The sequence below is a fragment of the Candidatus Tisiphia endosymbiont of Dascillus cervinus genome (genome assembly GCF_964026405.1).
Classification (GTDB): Bacteria; Pseudomonadota; Alphaproteobacteria; order Rickettsiales; family Rickettsiaceae; genus Tisiphia.
The window spans coordinates 686,623-707,852 of record NZ_OZ032146.1; the positions used below are offsets into that span (position 1 = coordinate 686,623).

Here is a 21,230-nt window from a genome sequence, read left to right on the forward strand (position 1 = left end):
AATATGCTTTTATGGGCATACTCCATATAATTTTTTACTCCTAGGGTGATCAGAACCAAAATATGTCAAAAGAAGTGAGTAAAAATAAGTGCATTGTATATGTCTGTCACTTTTATTGGTTAATTTCGTAGCAGTTTTTGCTGCCTGAGAGAAGGCATAACTTACATTATCCATATTGCCGATGTTTTTGATATTAAATATGTTCCAATAAATATTTTTAGCTAATCTATAATTAATCATAGCCTCTTCTGCTTTCCCTAAAGTACTTAATATATTTGCTTTTACTACTAAAGCATTAGCTAAAAATATATCTATGGAATTCTCTAACTCATTTTCCCTATTGTTTCTATCTTGGTCTTGTATCAGTATATCAACTGCTTTTACTATATGTTTCCAAGCATCATTCTGCCTCTTTAGTCCTAATTCAGATTTTGACAACTCTGTTAAACAATATGCTATTGTTGTAGATGTGATATCTTTAATTTCATTTAGATCACTACTCATTATCTTAGTATATACATCGTTAGTTATAGCGTAAGCCTCTTCAAATTTTTGCATATTATTTAGTATTTCTGCTTGCAAAGTATAAATGGGTGCAAGCCATGCATTTTCTTGTCTTAATTCTACATCACTTATTTGTGCCAATATCCTAGATTTATTTAGCTGAGCTTTTTCTTTACTTATCGTATCTATAATTGCTAATAAAGCCTGCTGATACTTTCCTTGAGTTAATAATATTCTAGCCATACCATAATCTATCATGCTTGCTTTATGTATAAAGTTTTTATTATTAAGCATTATACTTTGTATAATATGTAAGTTATCTTCTGCCTCCTTTATTTGCCCTGTGAATACCTGAACTTGAAACATTTCATAATAAATTGATGATTTTGCTACCTCATTGTTTGGTAAACTATTTATGGCGTTTTTAGCCTTCACTAAATATTGCATGACTATATCTAAATGGTGATTAACAACAAAGTATTCATATCGTCCTATACGTCCTAAATACCTACTATACGCTACTTGCTCTAATTCTGTCATATTTTGCCAAATCAACTTATGTTCGTGTTCTTTAAACCAACTTACCATTTTTTTGGCATTATATGGTTCTCTAGAACGTAAGTAGTAGCCAAGTAGGCTATTATGCAAGACCATGCTTGTATAAATATTACTATTATACTTATCCGCATTAGCTATCAGTACTTCTACATTACTTTCAAAGGTATTATCCTGCATAATTAAATAAAATTGATTTACCATCTCCCCTGACATTAAATGTTGTATTTTAATAAGTAGTTTATCAATAGTTTTCTTATTAGTAGCTAAATCGTATATATTTAATATCTCATATTTTACTGCATCATGCATTCGAAATACTTTTTTATTTCTATTGTTACTAATTTGTTCAATTAAACCAAATCTTACTATCTCATCAATTAAATCGGATAATTTCTCCTTATCATCTACTAGATGTTCTAGTAAATTATTACCTATTTTTTGATTATTTAATAACGCCATATAGTATAATAGTGTTTTGGCTTCTGATGTAATTTCATTTAATACTATTGATAAATGTGCATTTAATTTGTTATCATGTTTTCGTATATAATTTATATACTCTTTGATTGTCATGTGGTTATTGCTTTGTAAAAAAATAGCACTATGTCCAATTATATTAGTTGGATAACCTTTTAAATTACATGCCAAATCTTTTTTAAATTCCTCTGATCGCTCGTCTATAAGCTTATTAATTGCCATAAAAATGTCTTTTTCTTGTAAATAAGGAACTGAGATTCTTGGTAGCAAATATTGACTATCTTGTGAACAAATTATAATATGTCCATTATGATGCCAATCAATAATATCCTTAATTTTGTTATTTTCATTAATATGTAAATTATCGAATATTAATAACCACCTCCCCTGAGGTTTAAGATATGTCATAAGGTTTTGTTTAACGCTTCCGGTACTTTCTGAAATGAAACACCCCATTTCTGAACATATTTTTTGATTTATTTCTTTGACCAACAAAACAAATTGTGGGATTAAATCTATACTTGCATCTAAAAACGCAATAATATCGTAATCTTGTTGATATTTTTGTGCATATTTTCTAGCTATTTCACTTTTTCCTATACCACTGATACCTGTAATACCTACTATTTTGTCTCTTATTAATAACTTTCTTATGTTGTTAATTTGTTCCTCATGATTAACGAAATAGTATACTGGCTCTTCTTTATTAAAAAGAAGTACTGCATATGCTTCACAAGTAGAAATTACTACTATAAATAGTAATAGTATAAAGTTTCTCATTTTAAATCGTTAAGTTTTCTATACTTATTCATTTTAATTATCTGTGCCTTTTGGGTAGTGTCGGTATTTAACTCTGTTGGTACATTATCTAATTTTATTTCTATTGTTGTAGAGTACTTATTTTTAGTTACTTGATAATTTATTTTAAAACTTTTTAACAAAATAAATATTTGTCCCAAATTTAATATGTATAAATTAGCTGTATCATTAAATATTTTTTTAGAATATCTTACTGCTAAATTTTGGTCTAAACTAAACCCTTCACCGATAAAGGTAATCAAGTTGTTTTGAAATATTAACTTTACACATCTCGATCTTTCTGTATTTTTATTAAAGTACAAGATATTAGATAATACACTAACCATAATTTGGTTAAATATTTCCGATTCAAAAGGCACTTCAAGTGTCTCTATATTACTGACTATATCTAATTTAATATTAGAATTATAGCAAGCTGTGTATCCTGTATAATAACTTTGTAGATATAAAATTATCGGAGTTAGTTTTATTGTATGGTAGTTAATTTCATTGTGGGACTCTAATGTTGTTATTGGTAATGGAAAATATTCACTATTATATCCTAGTTCTTCTTCTACATTAACAGTATTAGAGATATTAAATGATTTATTACTACTTTTAGAATAGTGATAACATTTTAGAGTAAACTCTTCGTTTATTTTGTGAAATAATAGAATATTTTTACTATGCTCCATACTGTTAGTTAAATCTGTCTCTAACTTGTTAAGTTTAAGTTTAATTTTTTTATCTCTATAAGATAGATACAATACTATTATACATAGTACTAAAATTGTAAATACAGAACCTATATTTAATAATAAAATTTGCTGCTTAACCCTAGAGATAGCTTGTTGTGTATAATAAGAATTAGGAGAAATTTGTATTGAGATATTATAAGTGAGGTCTTTATTAATGTAATACTGCTTGTTCACACTCTCCTGAAATTCTACCACACCATTAGATATAATTGAATGATTATTAATAGTAATATTGTATTTAAATGCTTGGTTTGATACTATATCTAGTAGTTCTTGTAGAGTGGTATAAGGTAGATCATTCTTGCCATACACGCTATTTGGTATATGATACTTCGAAATGAAAACATGATTCCTAATATGTTCTTTTAAAATAGAGATTTGATCAGGTATATCATTACTACTTAATATATAATTAATATTAAATTTATCAACTAAAAGCGATCTAATTATATTATGATATTCTTCTAATTTTATTAGGTTTTGCTGATGATATTCATGATTGATACAACGACGTACCAATATATTTGTTAATATAACAAAGCTAATCACAAATATCATAGATATTGCACTTGCTTTTAAAATGTTCTTCCTTTTAATAAACATTTTTGTTTTTTTCGTTCATGATTTAATAACATTTTGTTAAGTATTATGGAAAGCAATTTAAGCTCAATAGTATGTAATACCAATCCTCGAATTTAATTTAGCAAATAATTCATACAACAAATCGATTTAATTAGTGAAGCATTTAAATATCTCCCATGCAGCTCACTTCCTCATACATGGAATAATCTTTCGGAAAAACATCACACTTTAAAGGATAATCTTCTATCTGTGTACTATGATCTACACCCCCAAAAACTTTTATACACTCAATATTCTCAGCACGCAATGCCCTTTTTATGCCATCATGATCAGTTTTTTTATCAAAAACACTAAAACAGCCCCATTATCATTTTCATAAATTTTGCTTGCGTATAACCGAGCATCTGCATTTATTTTAAGTTCTAGAAAACATGAGCCTAATCATTTTAACCCCATTAAGGTTAGGATTTTTTACTATACCTTTCTTAAAGCAGTGGTAAATTGTTGCTGCTCGGATATCTCTAATGATCCTAACAGTTCAGGGTCAAATGCTAGCATAATTATTATGTTTCTTACTAAGACGTACTACAACATCTTTATTCTTTGTTGTATATGATACTTCGTCAGAAATGTTCCAACTTTGATAAGTTTCTTGGTGATTATCAGACTTTTTATCATGAAAAAAGCGAGCATTTTTTTAATATTTTGATAACATTTTCCTCACCTTTCTTTAAATGCTCACGAATTAATACAAGATTATATAATTGTCTCCAAAATTTTAATTTTTCTATTGCATCCTTATCCATTTCTTGAACAAACTTTGACAAAAATCGCTCTATAATCTTTATATATTTTATTTTTTCTTCATTAGTTATATTAGTTGCATCAAGGGAACATAAAATACGATTGACTATAAAATTTCCTATTTTACTATCACCTAAAGGGCTATTTAAAATTGTTTGCAATTTATCATCAAATTGTTGTTGTTTAATACTAGAGTCATGTACTGAACTACTAGCTAATAAGCTAACACTTGTAGACGCTTTTGTAGAGTGTTTATGTTTCATATAAGAACCAGTGTTAAGAATGAGCCGTTTTGCTGCCACTTAGAATTAAATTACGCAAATTCGGGATATATTGAAACTCAAGGTGAGTAACGTCTTACATTCTACACGCTAAAGACATATGGGGTTTTACGGCATCTTTTATAAAAACAGAAATATTTTCTTATATATTAAACGACTTCCCACACCCACAACTACCTTTTTCGTTTGGGTTATTAAAAGTAAACCCGGATTTAAACTTGTCTTCTACATAATCCATTTCACTTGCTAGGATATACATCAGAGCTTTTGGGTCGATTAATATTCGTACACCTTTATCTTCTATCACCTCATCAAACTTATTCTTGTTATCCGCATATTCTACGTAATAAGATAGACCAGAACAACCACCAGATTTTACCCCAACCCTAATACCAAAAGATGGTTTATTACGTTTGTCTATCAATAGCTTTATTTGCCTAGCTGCTGCATCAGTCAATGACATAATATTTTTCATAATAGCTACTTATGGTTTTTTAGTTCTATAATCAGCTATTGCCGCTTTTATGGCATCTTCTGCCAATAAAGAACAATGGAGTTTTACTGGTGGCAAAGATAATTCCTTAGCTATTTCAGTATTTTTTATACTACCAGCCTCATCAAGAGATTTACCCTTAACCCATTCAGTTACTAAAGAGCTTGAAGCAATAGCAGAACCACAACCAAATGTTTTAAATTTGGCATCTGTAATAATTCCATCCTCACTAACTTCAATTTGTAGCTTCATTACATCCCCACAGGCAGGAGCTCCCACGAGACCTGTACCAACATATGCGTTATTTTTGTCTAATGACCCTACGTTACGCGGATTTTCATAGTGATCCAGTACTTTTAGACTATATGCCATTTTATTGCCTCTTTATTAATGTTCTGCACCATCACTTATGGTACTTCCTAGTAGCTTAGCAGATAGTTGCCTGTCAAGAGCTGTATGATCACCACAAGGGAATGTATGATCAGGGAATCTGTTAATTAACCACATATTAAGACATGAATATTGAGTATCAAGGTCATCAAATGAACGCCCCTGACTATCTTTATCATTAATGTCCAAAGGGATATTGCTCAGAATCGTCTAAAATATGTTGAGCATATTTTATTCCTGGTTTAACAACCTTCTTTTCCTCTGTACATTCATTAACAACCTTCTTTTCCTCTGTACATTCATCTTTAATCTCAATCTTAACCTCACATAATTTAAATATAATATCTATTAACGATAATGTTTTATTATATATAGCTTCTAACAACTTATCTAAATTTTTATCAAATGAAGTCTCTCTCTCCTTATCAACACTCCATTTTTTGACCTCCATAACCATAATCGGATATACAGTATTACCAGCAAAACACAACTTCTTAAGTTTTGGTAAATTCTTAGATGTTATTATATCTCTCATTCCTTCATCATGAATATTATTATCTTGTATATCTAGAACTTTAAGATTTTTTAAATTCTTAGATTTTGCAATATATTCAGCCCCTGTATCAGTTATCTCTTGTGCAGCGAATGACAAATTAGTAAGATTAGGAAATCCTTCTGAGTTCACTATGGCTTTAACCCCTTCATCACCAATAAACTCATCTTCACAACCAGCATTATCAAATGATAATGTATGAAGATTTTTAAAGCAGTCGTCAGTATTTACTAAATCTCTCACTCCTTTTGCAGTAATAGAGTTAGCACCAATATAAAACTCCTGTAACCCATTTAATCCATCATCGTTATCATAATATTCTTTTATATCCTCCATCGTTTGATCAGTAATAGCGTTGAAAGATAGATTAAGTACCTTAAGATTTGATAAGCCACTATAGGTTAATATAGCTGTACTCCCTTCATCACCTATCGAATTACTTGCTAAATTAAGCTCTATTAAATTCTCAAAATCAGCATTTGCTATACATTCTGCCCCTTCATTTTCAATCTCATTACCACTTAAGTCAAGATTGGTAAGCTGCTGCACCAAATTAGATTCTACTATAACCTCTACATCATTATTCTCCATGCAATTATTACGTAAGTTAAGAACAGTCAGTTTACTTAACAATTGCTTATTGAATGGTATAACATTCATATCACCATCCGCAAGTTGATTATTACTTAAATCCAACTCCGTAATATCATTTAATGCACCACTCTGAATCAACAGCTGTAAATCTTTACATGAAATATCAGTATCCGCTAATTTCAGTATTGTAACATTTTGGTTGTCCCGTATAAGCTGTATTAAATCTTCTATCTTCCAATTTTCACACTTATATCCAGTTAGATCAACAATACCCTTTTCCTTCTCTAAATATCCTTCCAATTCTTTCATTATTCTTCCATATTTTTAGTTAATTATTATTAATACAACACATTCATCAATGTACCGCCCACTTGATTTGCTTTAAATTAACTCCTTCTTGAACCATCTCCCAAAGAGGGCTTAGCTCTCTTAACTTGTTAATTTTTGACTTTATTAACTCTACAGCATAATCTATTTCTTCTTTAGTGGTAAATCTACCAATACCAAACCTAATAGAGGTATGTGCCATTTCTTCATCAACACCCATAGCTTTTAGCACATATGATGGTTCAAGCGAAGATGATGTACAAGCAGAGCCGGACGAAACGGCTAGATCTTTAATAGCTAGTATCATAGACTCACCTTCCACATAAGCAAAACTTAGATTTAGATTCCCCTTATATCTATTATGCCTAGCACCGTTTAGATAAACGTCGGCAATTTCTTTAGTAATATTACCATAAAACCTATCAAAAAGTTCTTCTACATGCTTAGCATCTTTTTGCATCTCAAGCAGAGCTATTTCAGCAGCCTTGCCAAACCCAACAATTAAAGGAGTTGGTAGAGTTCCAGAACGCATGCCTCTTTCCTGTCCACCACCATTTAAAATTGGCATCAATCGTACTCTAGGTTTTTTCCTTACATATAAAGCTCCAATACCTTTGGGACCATAAATTTTATGCCCGGAAATACTTGCTAGATCAATGTTACAATCATTAACATCTATAGGAATTTTACCATATCCTTGGGCGATATCTGAATGAAAAAATACCCCTAATTCCCGACAAATTTTACCAATTTCTTTAATTGGTTGGATGACACCTATTTCATTATTTACCGCCATCACTGATACCAACATAGTTTGATCAGTTATGGCATCTCTTAATTGTTGTAAATTAATCAAACCACTTGGCTGAATTGGCAAATATGTTACCTTAAAACCTTCATTTTCTAAATGCCGACAAGCATCTAAAACGCATTTATGTTCACTTATCACTGTCACTATGTGATTTTTTTTACTACCATAGAATTTAGCAATACCTTTTATTGCTAAATTATTAGACTCCGTAGCTCCAGAAGTAAAAATAATTTCTTTAGGATCGGCACCAATAAGCTTTGCTACTTGTTCTCTTGACTTTTCCACAGCCTCTTCAGCTTCCCAGCCAAAAGAATGACTCCTAGAGTGCGGATTACCAAACTTAGTGGTAAAATATGGCAACATACATTCCAAGACCCTTGGATCCATAGGAGTTGTCGATTGATAATCCATATAAATCGGTAGTGATTTACCACTTAATTTTACTTTTTGTCTTAATTTTTCTAATTCATCCATACTAGTTATTCCTTAGTGTCATTCCAACAGGAATGTCATCCTTGCTTCGATGTGGGATATAGATTCCCGCCTACGCGGGAATGACATAAAAACGGGTAATATACTTCTTCAAACGCTTTAACAAATGTCACAACATCTTCAATAGTTTGTTGATAATCAAAACTCACCCTAATCGAAGACCTAGCATCATCCTCACTAAATCCCATAGAAGATAATACATGTGATTTACCAACTTTCCCTGATGAACAGGCAGAACCGGAACTAACCGCTATACCCCGTAAATCAAAAGCTATCAACTTGGTTTGTGCATCAGTTTTGGACACAATCATCAAGGTAGTATTAGGTAGTCTTTCAACATTTTTTGACACTATTTTTACATTTTTATAGTTGAGTAAATTTTGCTCCAAATATGTTTGTAATTTCTTCATTTTATTATATCTATCTTCTACCTCATCAGCAGCTATTGATGATGCAAGCCCAAACGAAGCGATTGCTGGCACATTTTCTGTACCTGATCTAATATTTCTCTCTTGCCCTCCACCAATCATCATCGCTTTAAGCGTATGTCCTGCCTTGACAATTAAAGCACTACTTCCCTGCATTCCCCCTAATTTATGAGCCGATATAGTAGCAAAATCAACTGCTAATTCTTTAATATTGACCGGTATTTTACCAACTGCTTGTACGCAATCACTATGAAATACTGCCCCATATTTTTGGGCAATTTTAACCAGTTCTTGTATATTTTGCACAACACCACTTTCATTATTAGCTAGCATTATAGACACGAGCTTTTTATTGCTATGACTAACCGATAGTAGTTCTCCTAAATGCTGAGCATTAACAACACCATCACTATCTACCCTAATAATTTTAATATTATCTCGATATTTAGTGTGATCAAAAATCGATAAATGCTCTATGCCAGAAACAAAAATTTCTCCATCATAATAATTACTCATCAGTAAATTATTACTCTCTGTGCCAGAGGAAGTAAAAATTACCTGATATTCCCTAGAATTTATATCAATGCCAACAGATTTCGCGACCTGCTGCCTAGCTATTTCCATTAAACTCCGAGCATAACGCCCTTTGGTATGAATAGAAGACGGATTATATGCTTCTTCGAGCAAATTCTTCATAAGTTCCTTAACCTTAGGATGAACGTTAGTAGTGGAATTATGGTCTAAATATAACATATATATAACATAATTTATTCGTCCACTAATACATAAGTTAAAATAATTTTCAAAAACTTTTAGAGCTAATCTAGTGTATCAGCTAGCATGTCAGCTACAGAGATGGTGTCAAAATAGTTCCTTATATGCTTACTTAAACCTAACCATAAATGATGAGCGTTACATTTTACTTTATTAGGTACGCAACTATTCTGAGATTTTCTTAAACATCTTGTCATTTCAATATTCTCATCTACCGCATCAATAATATCAGTAATCTTGATATTATTTAATTTTTCATTAATGATGTAACCACCTTTTGGACCTTTCGCTGATCTAACTATATTAGCTTTCTTAAGCTTTGCAAAAATTTGCTCCAAGTAGTTGACCGGTATATTTTGTTTCACCGAAATTTCAGCCAAGGTAACAGGTATATCCGACATTTGCGATGCGATTTCTAAGATAGCCATTACAGCATATCGCCCCTTTGTAGTTAATTGCATACAAACAACTCCACTATAATAACATTACTATATAATACCCTACTAATTTAGTCAAGTATTATTTTATCATGGCGGTTTAAAAATCGCAGTCAATAATTAATATAAAACTTAAGTTTAACTACTACTGATATCATCTGAGCTATAGTGGGGATTCAAAAAATAACCTGAAAGGCTAGATGATATAGAAAGTAAATTGAAGGTTATATCTCTTACTTTACAAGCTTGCAGCCTAATTTTAAAAATTACTACTATTTAACGTCGAATTATCGTATAAATATATCAAATTTAGTATATAACTAAGCGTTCAAGTTTTGTTAACTTAAGCAGCCTCGGTGTTATTCCAGTCTTCGCTGTCACCCCTGCGAAAGTAGAGGTCTAAAAAACCAGCTGGGAAGACTATCAACATTTTTAGATCCCGCTACCTACGCTGGGATAACATCACTCTTAGAACATCGAGGACTATTATACCTACTTAAACTTGCATACTTGGTTATATAGTACTATGATACTAAATGACTGCATTTTACATACCCCCTCACTTCAAAAGTTATCTTTAATGCGAGTTTTCTGCAATATATTGATTATTATTACTTTGTTATCGGTTTTTGGTTTTGCAATAGCTGATAAGCAAGGGATGAACAAACAATTTAGCTTTATGTCAGCGGATTATATTGAATATAACCAAAAAGAACAGTTTATTTATGCTAAAGGTGATGTTCAAGTTATATTGGATAATTACTTCCTAACAGCTAATTCTTTGATTTATGATATAGGGCAAGATAAACTTTGGGCTGAAGGTGATATTAGAATTAAAGATCAGCAAAATAGAGTTATTCTAGGAGATATTGTCATATTAAAAGACAAACTAAAGGCAGGGATAATCTCAGATTTTATTTTATATTTTGGTGATAATACACTATTAGTATCAAAACTAGCAGAAAGAGTAAATGAAGATGTTTTTCGTCTGCATAATAGTACCTTTACTCCATGCAAAATACTATGTAACCAAAAACCTATTTGGCAAGTTTCTGCAAAAAATACTGAGATATATCTTAATAAGAATAAAATGGTTTATAATCACCTATTTTTTGAGGTATATGGTGTACCAATCTTGTATATACCATATTTTTCTCATCCAACACCTAAGGCTTCCGCAGAATCGGGAATATTGATACCTAGAGTGCGGGATAATGCTTTGGGAATACCGCTATATTATAGAGCTAAACCTAATCTAGACTTTACTCTAACCCCTAGGATTTTTTGGCAAAAGCATAATATTATATATAAAATTCTCGAACTAGAAGCTCGTTACAAACCGAATAAAACTGATTATATATCTTTAGACGCTAATTATGGTAAAGTGCCATATTCCATAAAGGATGGTGATGTAACGATAAAAAACCGTAAGGTGGACTCATATTATCTATTAAGCAATGGTAATTTTATCAAAAACGATTATAGATATGGATTTAGGTTACAACGTACTTCTGATAAAGCTTATTTAAAAAATTACTATAACAATTATACTCCGTATTTGATGTCTAAGTTATATTTAGAGCATGTCAATAATTATAATTACTTATTGACGGAAGGAATATATTTTGAGGGATTGGGAACAAATGATTCTAGTAGTACGAATCCATTAATTTTCCCCAAGGTTAGAACTAAGAATGTTATACCTCTAAATGACGAAGAAACTAGTAACTTAGTTGTAGAGAATAATGCATTAATTTATAAAGAAAGAAGCGGAAAGGAACTAGGTCGAGTTGCATTACAACTGGCAGTGGATAATAATTTTTTAACTGAGGCAGGTCATTTATTTAATGTTACCTTACGGAATAGATCAGATGTATATTTTATTAATCACCTATATCTAAATGATTCTAGGACTAATCATGTTCTAACTAGAAATATACCTGAAATCCAAAATATTTGGAGTTATCCATTAGTTGGAACAATTTTTGATAAAACTAGCCTGTTTGTAGAACCAATTATATCCGTGACTATTGGACGTAGACATAATTATAATAAGAAATTTTCCTTTATTGATCCATCAAAATATGAACTATCAGAAAATAATATATTCAATTCGAATCGTTATAGTGGTATAGATTATCATGAATTTGGCAATAGATTAAGTTATGGGGTTAATTCTTCTATACTATCGGAGGAGAATTATACAAGTTTATTTCTAGGACAAACCTATAACACTACTATTAATATTAACTCTATTAATAGTATCGAAAATGTTGGTAGAATTGCTAGTAGTTTTTCTGATAAGATAGAGCTATTCTATAGATTTAGAAAAAGTAGAAATTTTGATCCAATTAGAGATGAATTAGGTGGAAGTCTTAACTCTAAGAAAATTCAGTTAACTGCTGGATTGGTTCAGATTTCAAATTTACAGAAATATTATTTTACAGATAAATTAACTGATGAGAAAATAAGGCAATTCTACTATAATCTCACTTATCAATTAACAGAAAATTGGTCAGTTGTCTATGATATGAGAGTAAATTGGCCAAAAAGCAAACTAAATGTTCTTTCTAAGAGTATCCAAGTGACATACTTAAATGATTGTGTTAGAATAGCCGGAAAACTTTCAGACAATTACATGGAAGATGGTAGTAGGGGAATAAAAAAGAATTCTGCTGTACCTACTATTTCTATAGGTTTAAAAATATTAAATATGTGAGTCTAAAATTATGAAGAAGTTATTTTGTTTAGTTGCTATCGTTTTTAACCTAGCTATAGCGAAAGCAGAATTATCCAATATAGTTGCATTAGTTAATAATGAGCCAATTACATTACATGAATTTTTAGCTAGAAAACACATGATCATGGCACTTAACAATATTAACAATCCTGATTCTCAAACAGATAAGCAACTTGACAAGATGGCAATTAACAGCGTGATTGATGATTTATTGCTTTATCAGTCTGTAAACGGTAAAAAAAGTTCTGATAGTGAGTTAAATGAGTCTATAGAGACTATTGAGCAACGTAATAAAATGGCAAAAGGACAATTAATGCAACTTTTGAAGAGTAAATCTGTAGATATTAATAGTTTTAAATCTCAGATTGGTGCTGAAATTATCAAAATGAATATTTTATCTAGTATTTCTAGATCAGTTGCTATTAGTGCAAAAGAAGTTGATGCTATAATATTAGCGACTAATTCAAAAGATGCAGAAGTATCGGCTCAAATCTTTACTTCAAAAGATAAACAGGATAAAACTTTGCAAAAGATGTATGGGTTACAAAAACGCCTTACAAATTGTCACGATATCAAAGAATCTTTATATAAAGATTTTTCTACGTTAGAGATAGTCAATCAAAATTTAAGTACTCTAGATTCTACGCTACAAACAATTCTCAAGGATTTAAATACAGGAGAGAAAAGTAGTGTTTTCGAGATGCAAGATGGGTTTAAGTTAATCTTAATGTGTAATAAAAAGATAGTTAATATTACTCTAGATGAAAATAATTATGTAGTAAATCTTCTGACCAATAAAAAAATGTCACAAAAAGCCCAAAAATACTTTGAGGATATGCGTAAGAAAGCATATATCAAAATAATGTTACCTTTGTGATATACTCGAATGATCTGAGTACACTACCTTCAATCGCCAAGCATGCCAGCCAACATGGCATTGTTCCTATTAAGAGATATGGTCAGAATTTCATTTTTGATAGTAGTCTGTGTGATAAAATAGTTAGCGTAAGTGGCCTCCGAGAAAATGACTCTGTATTAGAAGTTGGTCCTGGTACAGCCGGACTCACTAGAGCTATCCTTTCTTACAACCCTAAATCTTTAACTGTGGTTGAAACTGACGCTAGATGCATACCGTTACTGACGGAAATAAGAGAGTTATACCCTAATCTACATATTATTCATTCAGATGCTTCTAAATTTGATCTATCAACCTTAAGTCATGACAAAACACATGATAAAATAACTATTATTTCAAATTTACCTTACCGAATAGGTACAGAGTTAGTCATAAAATGGTTAAAAAAATCATACTTAATAAGTAGTATGACTTTAATGCTGCAAAGAGAGGTTGTAGAGCGAATATGTGGTAAAGTTGGGACAAAATCTTATGGCAGATTATCAATAATATGTCAGTTACTTTGTTCAGTTGAAAAATGCTTTGATGTTAATCCGCAAGCTTTCTACCCTGCACCAAAAGTCCACTCTGCAATAGTTAGACTTGTGCCTTTTAATAATCCATTAACACTTGAACTAATTGGGAAAGTTGAACTAATTACCAAACTAGCCTTTAGTGAACGTCGTAAAATGATTAAATCATCTTTGAAGAAACTAACCCCGCACATAGAAGATTTGTTATCTCAATTAAAGATTGATAATTCTTCTCGATCTGAAAATTTATCATCGCAAGATTATTTGTCCTTAGCAAAATTATATACTACTATGATTTCAAGAGTTGGGTAGACGATAATATAACTTCAAGAAGAGCTAGGCAGTAGCAAAGTCGAGCTGCTAGGTGTACATGAGTAACGGAGCAGCGGATATCTTTGGTCGCGGGAATGCCAATTCTTGAAGTTCTACCTGAGTATACTCAAATGAATCACTACATTGCTATTAATATCACTACCAGTAAATATTTATTGTTAATTGTCAATTTTTTACTTTGGTATACTTGGTAATGTAATGATACAATTCTATTTACGGTAAAAGCAACCTACTTAACCATATAATCTCAGGTATATTTTTATGAGAATAACCAAAATCTTCCTAATATATTGTTTCGTAGCTATAGTAAATCTACCTTATGCATTATGTGCAGATACAAATAAAACAATTTATATAACATCAGATGATGGTCCTCTTGGAGGAACCGAAAATGTTATTAATGTCATGACCCAAAAAAAGACTCCCATTACCATGTTCATGGTAGGATTACATTATGATAATTCGAGTCCTAGCCTAAAGAAAGCTGTTGATCTAGCTAAAAAAAACCCTTTTATTGAAATAGGAAATCACAGCTATACTCACGCTAATAACCACATAACCACTATAGGAATTTTTATCATCAGCTTCCGGATGTAATTAAGGATCTTAAAAAAAATAATACTGTTTTTGGTTTCACTGGTTCACATGTCAATACTAGACTACCAGGTAGAGATGTATTCCGTCTTCCTAACCTAAGTAAAGATGATCCATATATTTCAAAAGAAGAAGATAAAGTAGAAAGAATAGATGATGATGGAATATATAAAAATGGCTTCTATCTATATGGCTGGGATTTAGAATGGGCTCATAATCAGCATGGCAAGCCAATTCAATCCTTAGATGAATTAGTGCAAGAGATAGAAGATAAATTTAACAGAAATGATACTGCCTTACCTAATAAATTAATTTTACTTATGCATGATGAGATGTTTCAAGACCAATTTAATGGCAAAGAAAATTTAAGTCAGTTAGTTGATCTTTTGCATAAAAAAAATTATAAGTTTGATTTTATTAAAAATTATCATGTAGAGTGATTTTTATCTATAAATGCTTTAAAGAATCGGATTTGAAAATAAATGGTGAGCATGCGAATCCATGATATTTCCAAAAAACAATTCTTCAAAGCAGAAGAGTATATATACTGCTCGTAAATGAAGAGTTAATAGATGAAGAGCAAAATCATGAAGTGCTAGGAGTCAAAGGGTCGAGGAGCGGAGCGTACATTAGTACGTGAGCACCGAAGATCCCTGAAGACGACAACGCAATTCTTGATTTTCATCGAGTATACATAATGCTATATCGAACTTAGGTTAAGTAAGTCTATTCGCTTTACACTCCGTGACGTTCTATTATTTGGCTTTTTATCTCTGCAATAGCTTTAGCTGGATTTAAACCTTTCGGACAAGTCTTTGTACAGTTCATAATCGTATGACAACGATATAATTTAAATGGATCTTCTAAAGCATCTAAACGTTCTCCAGTATACTCATCCCTAGAATCAGCAATCCACCGATATGCTTGTAGTAAAATCGCAGGTCCTAAATATTTATCACCATTCCACCAATAACTTGGGCAAGAGGTGGAACAACACGCACATAATATGCATTCATATAAACCATCCAGTTTTTCTCTATCCTTAAGAGACTGCAATCTTTCAGTATTGGAAGGTGGCGGACTGTCAGTTTTTAGCCAAGGTTCTATCGATTCATATTGAGCATAGAAATGCGACATATCAGGTACTAAATCTTTTACTACCTTCATGTGCGGTAAAGGATATATCTTGACATCACCACGAATTTCTTCAATAGCCTTAATGCAAGCAAGTGTGTTAGTTCCATCTATATTCATCGCACAGCTACCACAAATTCCTTCACGACAAGAACGCCTAAAAGTCAATGTAGAATCTATTTCATTTTTTATTTTAATTAAGGCATCTAGAACCATTGGACCTGTTTTGCATAGATCTAACTCATAAATATCAATTCTAGGGTTTTCTTCAGAATTTGGGTCATATCTATAAATTCTGATATTACGTAACTTAACCGCTTCTCCAGAATGTTTATATGTAGTACCTTTACGGACTTTAGAATTAGGTGGTAATCTAAGTTCTGCCATGTTTATTCCTTATCTAAAATTCTAACTATATTTCAGAGCAATTTAAAAGTTGTAATCAATGGTGAAAAGATGTCATCCCCGCGTAGACGGCACAACTGTTGAAAGTTAAAAAATCGTCATTGCGAAGTGCCGTTAGGCACTGTGGCAATCTTCATGATAGTCAAGACCTCCTTGCCACGTCGCCGCTTGCAGCGACTCCTCGCAATGACGGTTTAAGACTTACAACTGTGCTTCGCTAATAGACGATTTTTAACTTTCAACAGTTGTGGGGTGACATCAAGCACACTTCTTTACCGTAGCCACGACTTTTAAATTACCCAGCTGTTCTTTTCTGATTTAGTTTCTTAACTTTTACAGTACCACCATAGTCATTTTTTATTGGAAATAAATTTTCCTCTTCTGAATTCATTGATCTATCACTCAGCAAGTTTTTAATTTGCTGACCAGACAATGTCTCATGTTCAATCAATAATTTAGCTAACAAATGAAGTTGATCAATATGTGTAGTTAATATATTTTTGGCAAAATCATAACCTTTTTCAATAATTTTTCTTACTTCTGTATCAATTAATTCTGCTGTATGTACAGAAGTATGACCTGCTCCCCTACCACTAGTATATAGATCTTCATTACTCGAACCATGATATACTGGTCCTATTGCATCACTTAACCCCCAGTCCGTTACCATAGCTCTAGCCATTTGGGTTGCCATTTTAATATCTGAAGAAGCCCCAGAAGTAACTTTATCTCTGCCAAAAATAAGCTCCTCAGCTACCCTACCAGCCATTGCCACCGCTATGTCAGCTTCCATTTTATCACGTGGCATAGAAAAACGATCATTTTCAGGAAGTCGCATAACCATTCCAAGTGACCTACCTCTTGGAATAATAGTTGCTTTGTGAATTGGATCAGAAGCAGGACAATACAACCCAACCAATGCATGCCCTCCCTCATGATAAGCAGTTAGTTTTTTCTGCTCATCTGACATAACCATAGAACGTCTTTCTACACCCATTAACACTTTATCTTTTGCCTCTTCTAAATCTGTCATACTTACTTCTTTTTTACCCTTGCGAGCAGCAATTAATGCAGATTCATTGACAAGATTAGCAAGATCTGCTCCTGAAGATCCAGGAGTTCCTCTAGCTATGATTCTAGCGACTATATTTGAGGCACATTTTATTTTCTTCAAATGTACTTGTAAAATTTGTTCTCTACCATCAATATCTGGATTAGGAACAGTAATTTGGCGATCAAATCTCCCAGGTCTTAGCAACGCTGGATCCAATACATCCGGTCTGTTAGTTGCAGCAATAATAACTACCCCTTCATTATCCTCAAACCCATCCATTTCGACCAGCATTTGATTTAGTGTTTGTTCACGTTCATCGTTGCCACCACCCATACCAATACCTCTGTGGCGACCTACTGCATCTATTTCGTCAATAAAAATTATACAAGGAGCATTGCGTTTACCTTGTTCGAACATATCACGGACACGGCTAGCACCAACGCCAACGAACATTTCAACAAAATCAGAGCCAGATATACTAAAGAATGGGACATTTGCCTCGCCGGCTATAGCTTTTGCTAGGAGAGTTTTACCTGTTCCAGGTGATCCTATAAGTAAACATCCCTTTGGAATTTTACCACCAAGTTTTTGGAATTTGCTTGGGTCTCTAAGGAAATCAACAATTTCAGTTAATTCTTCTTTAGCTTCGTTAATTCCAGCAACATCTTTAAAAGTAATTTTTGGACCTTTGTCTGAAACTAGCTTAGCTTTAGATTTACCAAAACCCATGGCTTTTCCTCCACCTTGCATTTGACGCATGAAAAACACCCACCCACCTATCAAAAGAATCATTGGAAACCACGAAACAAATATGTTAAACAACAAGTTCATTTTTGTATCAGGTGGCACTATTTCAATATGAACCGAATTGCTATTTAGGCGATTTATTAGATCTGGATAGTCAGCAGCATAAGTCGAAAAAGAAGATCCATCGCTTAGAGTTCCCTCAATCATTCTACCCTGAATTTTAACAGCACTAATTGCTTTTTCATCAATTTTGGTTAAAAAATCTGAAAAAGCGATATTACTTCTTCCTTCAATAAAACCATCATTTTGAAATGCATGAAAAACAAGTATCATTAAAACAAAAACCGACACCCAAATTAGAACATTCTTACTTTGATTATTCATCTACTACTCACCTAACAGAAATGTGTAAAACGCGACATAAAATTGGGAGAGAAAGAAACACTAAGCCTTCTTCTCAAACCTTGGTCATTATAATACGATATATGGGGTATGGCTATAACTTTTTCAAGTATCTTGACTACTGGTAGGGTGAATAAAATAGCTATATGATTGTTAAAACTTGCGTCTTTCAGTATTTTAAAATCTAAATCTTGCCTTATTTTACTATAATCCTTGATCGTTAGGTTACTGATCAAATAGCCTGAATTATTAGACTTCTTGTATAATTCTACTTCTGCTGGTAATTTGGACGTCGGTGCGGTACTCGAATCCTCACATGCATTTGAGTATGATGTGGTTCTGCGTTCCGGATATCCTGCAAATTCCTGAGCTAGAGCGAATTCTACAAGAGGTCTATTGATATAGAAATGAAATCTACCATCCCATGCATCTACATTATTAAGTCTAATATCTATAGGTAAATTCCTACCAAATTCTCGGTAAATTATTAGATTATTACTAATTTTTTTAATCACGCAACCATGGAGTGTCTTAATAAAGTCTATTTTTTGTTGTAATAGTTCTGTTATCATGCTTATTGAGCCTGATCTACTGGCACGGTTCTTACCGCTAATAATGATAAGTACAAAACTGATTACCTGTAGTATTATTGCACTAGAAAATTCTGCAAATTTTAATAAATTTATAGTAGCAAAACCAAAATCATAAATTTTTACTGATTCTGCGATGCAAGCAATCAATTCCGGTTGCCATTTCTCTTCTACTACTTGGTTAATTCTAGATTGTTGAGAAGTTATTTGATTCTTTATATATTCTCCTTCTAGGGATAGCTTTTTTCTAATGATATTTCGTTGATATTTGTTAGATTTATTAGATTCATCTTCAAACCATTTTACATTATTGGTAACTAAATATGCAATTAACTGTTGTTTTGGAATGTTAAACAATGGTCTCACTATTTTAACATTATTATACCAATTAATATTGCTAGCACTAAGTCCAAATAGACCACTTTTTTTTTCTAATCTCAGACAATAATTTTCAATATAATCATCCAAGTGATGTGCTGTTAAAATTGTCAATATATCTAATTTGCTACATAAATCAGTCATTAATTTATAACGACCTTCTCTAGCCCTTGCTTGTAAATTAGAAAAATTATTTTGGTGATCGAAATGAAGCTGGTGATATCTATGTCCCAATTTATGGCTTAAGTCTCGTACATACTCATGCTCCAACTTAGCCTGCTCTCGTAAATGATGATTAACTAACATCACTACTAGCTTAATACTATTAGTGCTAGCCCATTTATGTGTTAACATTAAAAGGGCTATGGAATCAGAACCACCTGAAATAGCCAATGCGATAGACCTCAGGTGAGGTCTATCAACTAGCTTTTCAATATTCTGCTGAAATTGTTCATAAAGCATTATTTAGGCAAATCTTTTTTGTCAGATTTTTTCTCAATAGAGCTAGTATCCTCTTGGTTTTTAGCTGAATTTTTGCTTAAGGATAGTATTCTTTTTTTATAGTCTCGTTCTTTGGCAAGATAGTTTTGAGCTTCTTGTGAGATTTTTTTATATAATTCACGTTTTTGACCATTAATTTTAGCCACTTCTATTCTATATTTTGTTATTTCTTCTCTTAGTTCTGCTGAAATTCCCGCAGCATAAGACTTGAAATCACTCTCAATTTTTTGTAATTCATCATTAGTGCCACTACTACTAATATTAGTTTTATTGGCATTTGATTTTGCAGCTGTTGTACTTGCTAAGCTATTTGAACTTAGTAATAGTAATCCTATTATAGTAGTAATTAATCTATTTTTTTTTATCATCATATGCTCCTAAAATGTTTTTATATATTTTTTGCTAAACGTGAAATCTAGCAAAATTTAATATACACTATAATAATCCTATTTAGTCAATCATAAAGATACTGAAATAATCTTTTTAACACCAAATAATATAGTAATTTTTAATATGCTATTATATTTAGAATATTAGCTATTAAATATAATAATTTTACTTGATATTAATTGATACTTTATCTAAAGTGGTTGAACGCAACAAATTTGTTAATGTACAAGGAGGAAAAAATATGGGACGTAACAAACATAATCAGGGAGACTGGGCTAATCATTACCGGGAACATAATTTTTTAAAACAAGATAAACCTCTTTCTAAAGAAGTAGAGCCTCTTAAGTTATATACAGCTAAAGATATGCTGTTATTGACAACTCTTTCTATGATTCGTCCTAACTCGATAGATGATAAAGATAATCTGTCAGCACATTATATTGCAAAACGTACAATAAGTTAGGGTTACACAA

At 31.8% G+C, this 21,230-nt stretch carries 20 protein-coding genes; 6 read left to right on the forward strand and 14 right to left on the reverse strand.

The window, feature by feature from the left end; all coding sequences use genetic code 11:
- Positions 1 to 9 precede the first annotated feature (9 nt).
- From AAGD19_RS03475 to AAGD19_RS03520, 10 genes are all read right to left on the reverse strand, one after another.
- Entirely contained in the window at positions 10 to 2,319 is a 2,310-nt protein-coding gene (locus tag AAGD19_RS03475; protein ID WP_341748350.1) for an NB-ARC domain-containing protein, read from the reverse strand.
- Positions 2,316 to 3,644 carry a hypothetical protein gene (locus AAGD19_RS03480; RefSeq protein WP_341748351.1) on the reverse strand — a complete coding sequence of 443 codons (1,329 nt, stop codon included), beginning with the start codon at positions 3,642 to 3,644 and terminating at the stop codon, positions 2,316 to 2,318. The genes AAGD19_RS03475 and AAGD19_RS03480 overlap by 4 nt, the downstream gene beginning before the upstream one ends.
- A 707-nt stretch (positions 3,645 to 4,351) precedes the next feature.
- Positions 4,352 to 4,744 (reverse strand): hypothetical protein, encoded by a 393-nt coding sequence (locus AAGD19_RS03485; protein ID WP_341748352.1) that lies wholly within the window; start codon positions 4,742 to 4,744, stop codon positions 4,352 to 4,354.
- Positions 4,745 to 4,904: 160 nt separating this feature from the next.
- Positions 4,905 to 5,237 carry an iron-sulfur cluster assembly accessory protein gene (locus tag AAGD19_RS03490; RefSeq protein ID WP_341748353.1) on the reverse strand — a complete coding sequence of 111 codons (333 nt, stop codon included), beginning with the start codon at positions 5,235 to 5,237 and terminating at the stop codon, positions 4,905 to 4,907.
- Between the two features lie 9 nt (positions 5,238 to 5,246).
- Positions 5,247 to 5,627, reverse strand: coding sequence for a Fe-S cluster assembly scaffold IscU (iscU, locus tag AAGD19_RS03495; RefSeq protein WP_341748354.1), 381 nt, complete (start codon positions 5,625 to 5,627; stop codon positions 5,247 to 5,249).
- A gap of 15 nt (positions 5,628 to 5,642) precedes the next feature.
- Positions 5,643 to 5,834 (reverse strand): hypothetical protein, encoded by a 192-nt coding sequence (locus tag AAGD19_RS03500; RefSeq protein ID WP_341748355.1) that lies wholly within the window; start codon positions 5,832 to 5,834, stop codon positions 5,643 to 5,645.
- Entirely contained in the window at positions 5,824 to 7,101 is a 1,278-nt protein-coding gene (locus tag AAGD19_RS03505; protein WP_341748356.1) for a hypothetical protein, read from the reverse strand. Before AAGD19_RS03505 ends, AAGD19_RS03500 begins: the two co-directional genes overlap by 11 nt.
- A 46-nt stretch (positions 7,102 to 7,147) precedes the next feature.
- Positions 7,148 to 8,404, reverse strand: a complete 1,257-nt coding sequence (locus tag AAGD19_RS03510) for an IscS subfamily cysteine desulfurase (protein WP_341748357.1) — start codon at positions 8,402 to 8,404, stop codon at positions 7,148 to 7,150.
- A gap of 35 nt (positions 8,405 to 8,439) precedes the next feature.
- Entirely contained in the window at positions 8,440 to 9,603 is a 1,164-nt protein-coding gene (locus tag AAGD19_RS03515) for a cysteine desulfurase family protein (protein WP_341748358.1), read from the reverse strand.
- A gap of 65 nt (positions 9,604 to 9,668) precedes the next feature.
- Positions 9,669 to 10,085, reverse strand: coding sequence for an Rrf2 family transcriptional regulator (locus tag AAGD19_RS03520; protein ID WP_341748359.1), 417 nt, complete (start codon positions 10,083 to 10,085; stop codon positions 9,669 to 9,671).
- A 556-nt stretch (positions 10,086 to 10,641) separates the two neighbouring features.
- Between AAGD19_RS03520 and AAGD19_RS03525 the strand changes: the two genes are divergently transcribed.
- The 5 genes from AAGD19_RS03525 (at position 10,642) to AAGD19_RS03545 (ending at position 15,596) form a co-directional block, all read left to right on the forward strand.
- The gene (locus AAGD19_RS03525) at positions 10,642 to 12,780 is read left to right on the forward strand and encodes an LPS-assembly protein LptD (protein WP_341748360.1); all 2,139 of its coding nucleotides are present in this window, start codon (positions 10,642 to 10,644) and stop codon (positions 12,778 to 12,780) included.
- Positions 12,781 to 12,790: 10 nt separating this feature from the next.
- Positions 12,791 to 13,678: a SurA N-terminal domain-containing protein gene (locus AAGD19_RS03530; RefSeq protein WP_341748361.1), complete on the forward strand. Its 888-nt coding sequence runs from the start codon at positions 12,791 to 12,793 to the stop codon at positions 13,676 to 13,678.
- A gap of 14 nt (positions 13,679 to 13,692) precedes the next feature.
- Positions 13,693 to 14,541, forward strand: coding sequence for a 16S rRNA (adenine(1518)-N(6)/adenine(1519)-N(6))-dimethyltransferase RsmA (rsmA, locus tag AAGD19_RS03535; RefSeq protein ID WP_341748441.1), 849 nt, complete (start codon positions 13,693 to 13,695; stop codon positions 14,539 to 14,541).
- A gap of 282 nt (positions 14,542 to 14,823) precedes the next feature.
- A complete protein-coding gene (locus AAGD19_RS03540; protein ID WP_341748362.1) occupies positions 14,824 to 15,159 on the forward strand; it encodes a polysaccharide deacetylase family protein in 336 nt (111 codons plus the stop codon).
- Between the two features lie 251 nt (positions 15,160 to 15,410).
- Positions 15,411 to 15,596: a hypothetical protein gene (locus tag AAGD19_RS03545; protein WP_341748363.1), complete on the forward strand. Its 186-nt coding sequence runs from the start codon at positions 15,411 to 15,413 to the stop codon at positions 15,594 to 15,596.
- A 295-nt stretch (positions 15,597 to 15,891) separates the two neighbouring features.
- Here the strand turns inward: AAGD19_RS03545 and AAGD19_RS03550 are convergent, their stop codons facing one another.
- The 4 genes from AAGD19_RS03550 to AAGD19_RS03565 form a co-directional block, all read right to left on the reverse strand.
- A complete protein-coding gene (locus tag AAGD19_RS03550; protein WP_341748364.1) occupies positions 15,892 to 16,677 on the reverse strand; it encodes a succinate dehydrogenase iron-sulfur subunit in 786 nt (261 codons plus the stop codon).
- 313 nt (positions 16,678 to 16,990) lie between these two features.
- Positions 16,991 to 18,880 carry an ATP-dependent zinc metalloprotease FtsH gene (ftsH, locus tag AAGD19_RS03555; RefSeq protein ID WP_341748365.1) on the reverse strand — a complete coding sequence of 630 codons (1,890 nt, stop codon included), beginning with the start codon at positions 18,878 to 18,880 and terminating at the stop codon, positions 16,991 to 16,993.
- Positions 18,881 to 18,891: 11 nt separating this feature from the next.
- Complete coding sequence (gene tilS, locus AAGD19_RS03560) at positions 18,892 to 20,328, reverse strand: tRNA lysidine(34) synthetase TilS (protein ID WP_341748366.1); 1,437 nt, start codon at positions 20,326 to 20,328, stop codon at positions 18,892 to 18,894.
- On the reverse strand, positions 20,328 to 20,735 hold the full coding sequence (locus tag AAGD19_RS03565) for a hypothetical protein (protein ID WP_341748367.1): 408 nt from the start codon (positions 20,733 to 20,735) through the stop codon (positions 20,328 to 20,330). The genes tilS and AAGD19_RS03565 overlap by 1 nt, the downstream gene beginning before the upstream one ends.
- Before the next feature lie 191 nt (positions 20,736 to 20,926).
- Between AAGD19_RS03565 and AAGD19_RS03570 the strand changes: the two genes are divergently transcribed.
- Positions 20,927 to 21,220 carry a hypothetical protein gene (locus AAGD19_RS03570; RefSeq protein ID WP_341748368.1) on the forward strand — a complete coding sequence of 98 codons (294 nt, stop codon included), beginning with the start codon at positions 20,927 to 20,929 and terminating at the stop codon, positions 21,218 to 21,220.
- The last annotated feature ends 10 nt before the right edge of the window (positions 21,221 to 21,230 follow it).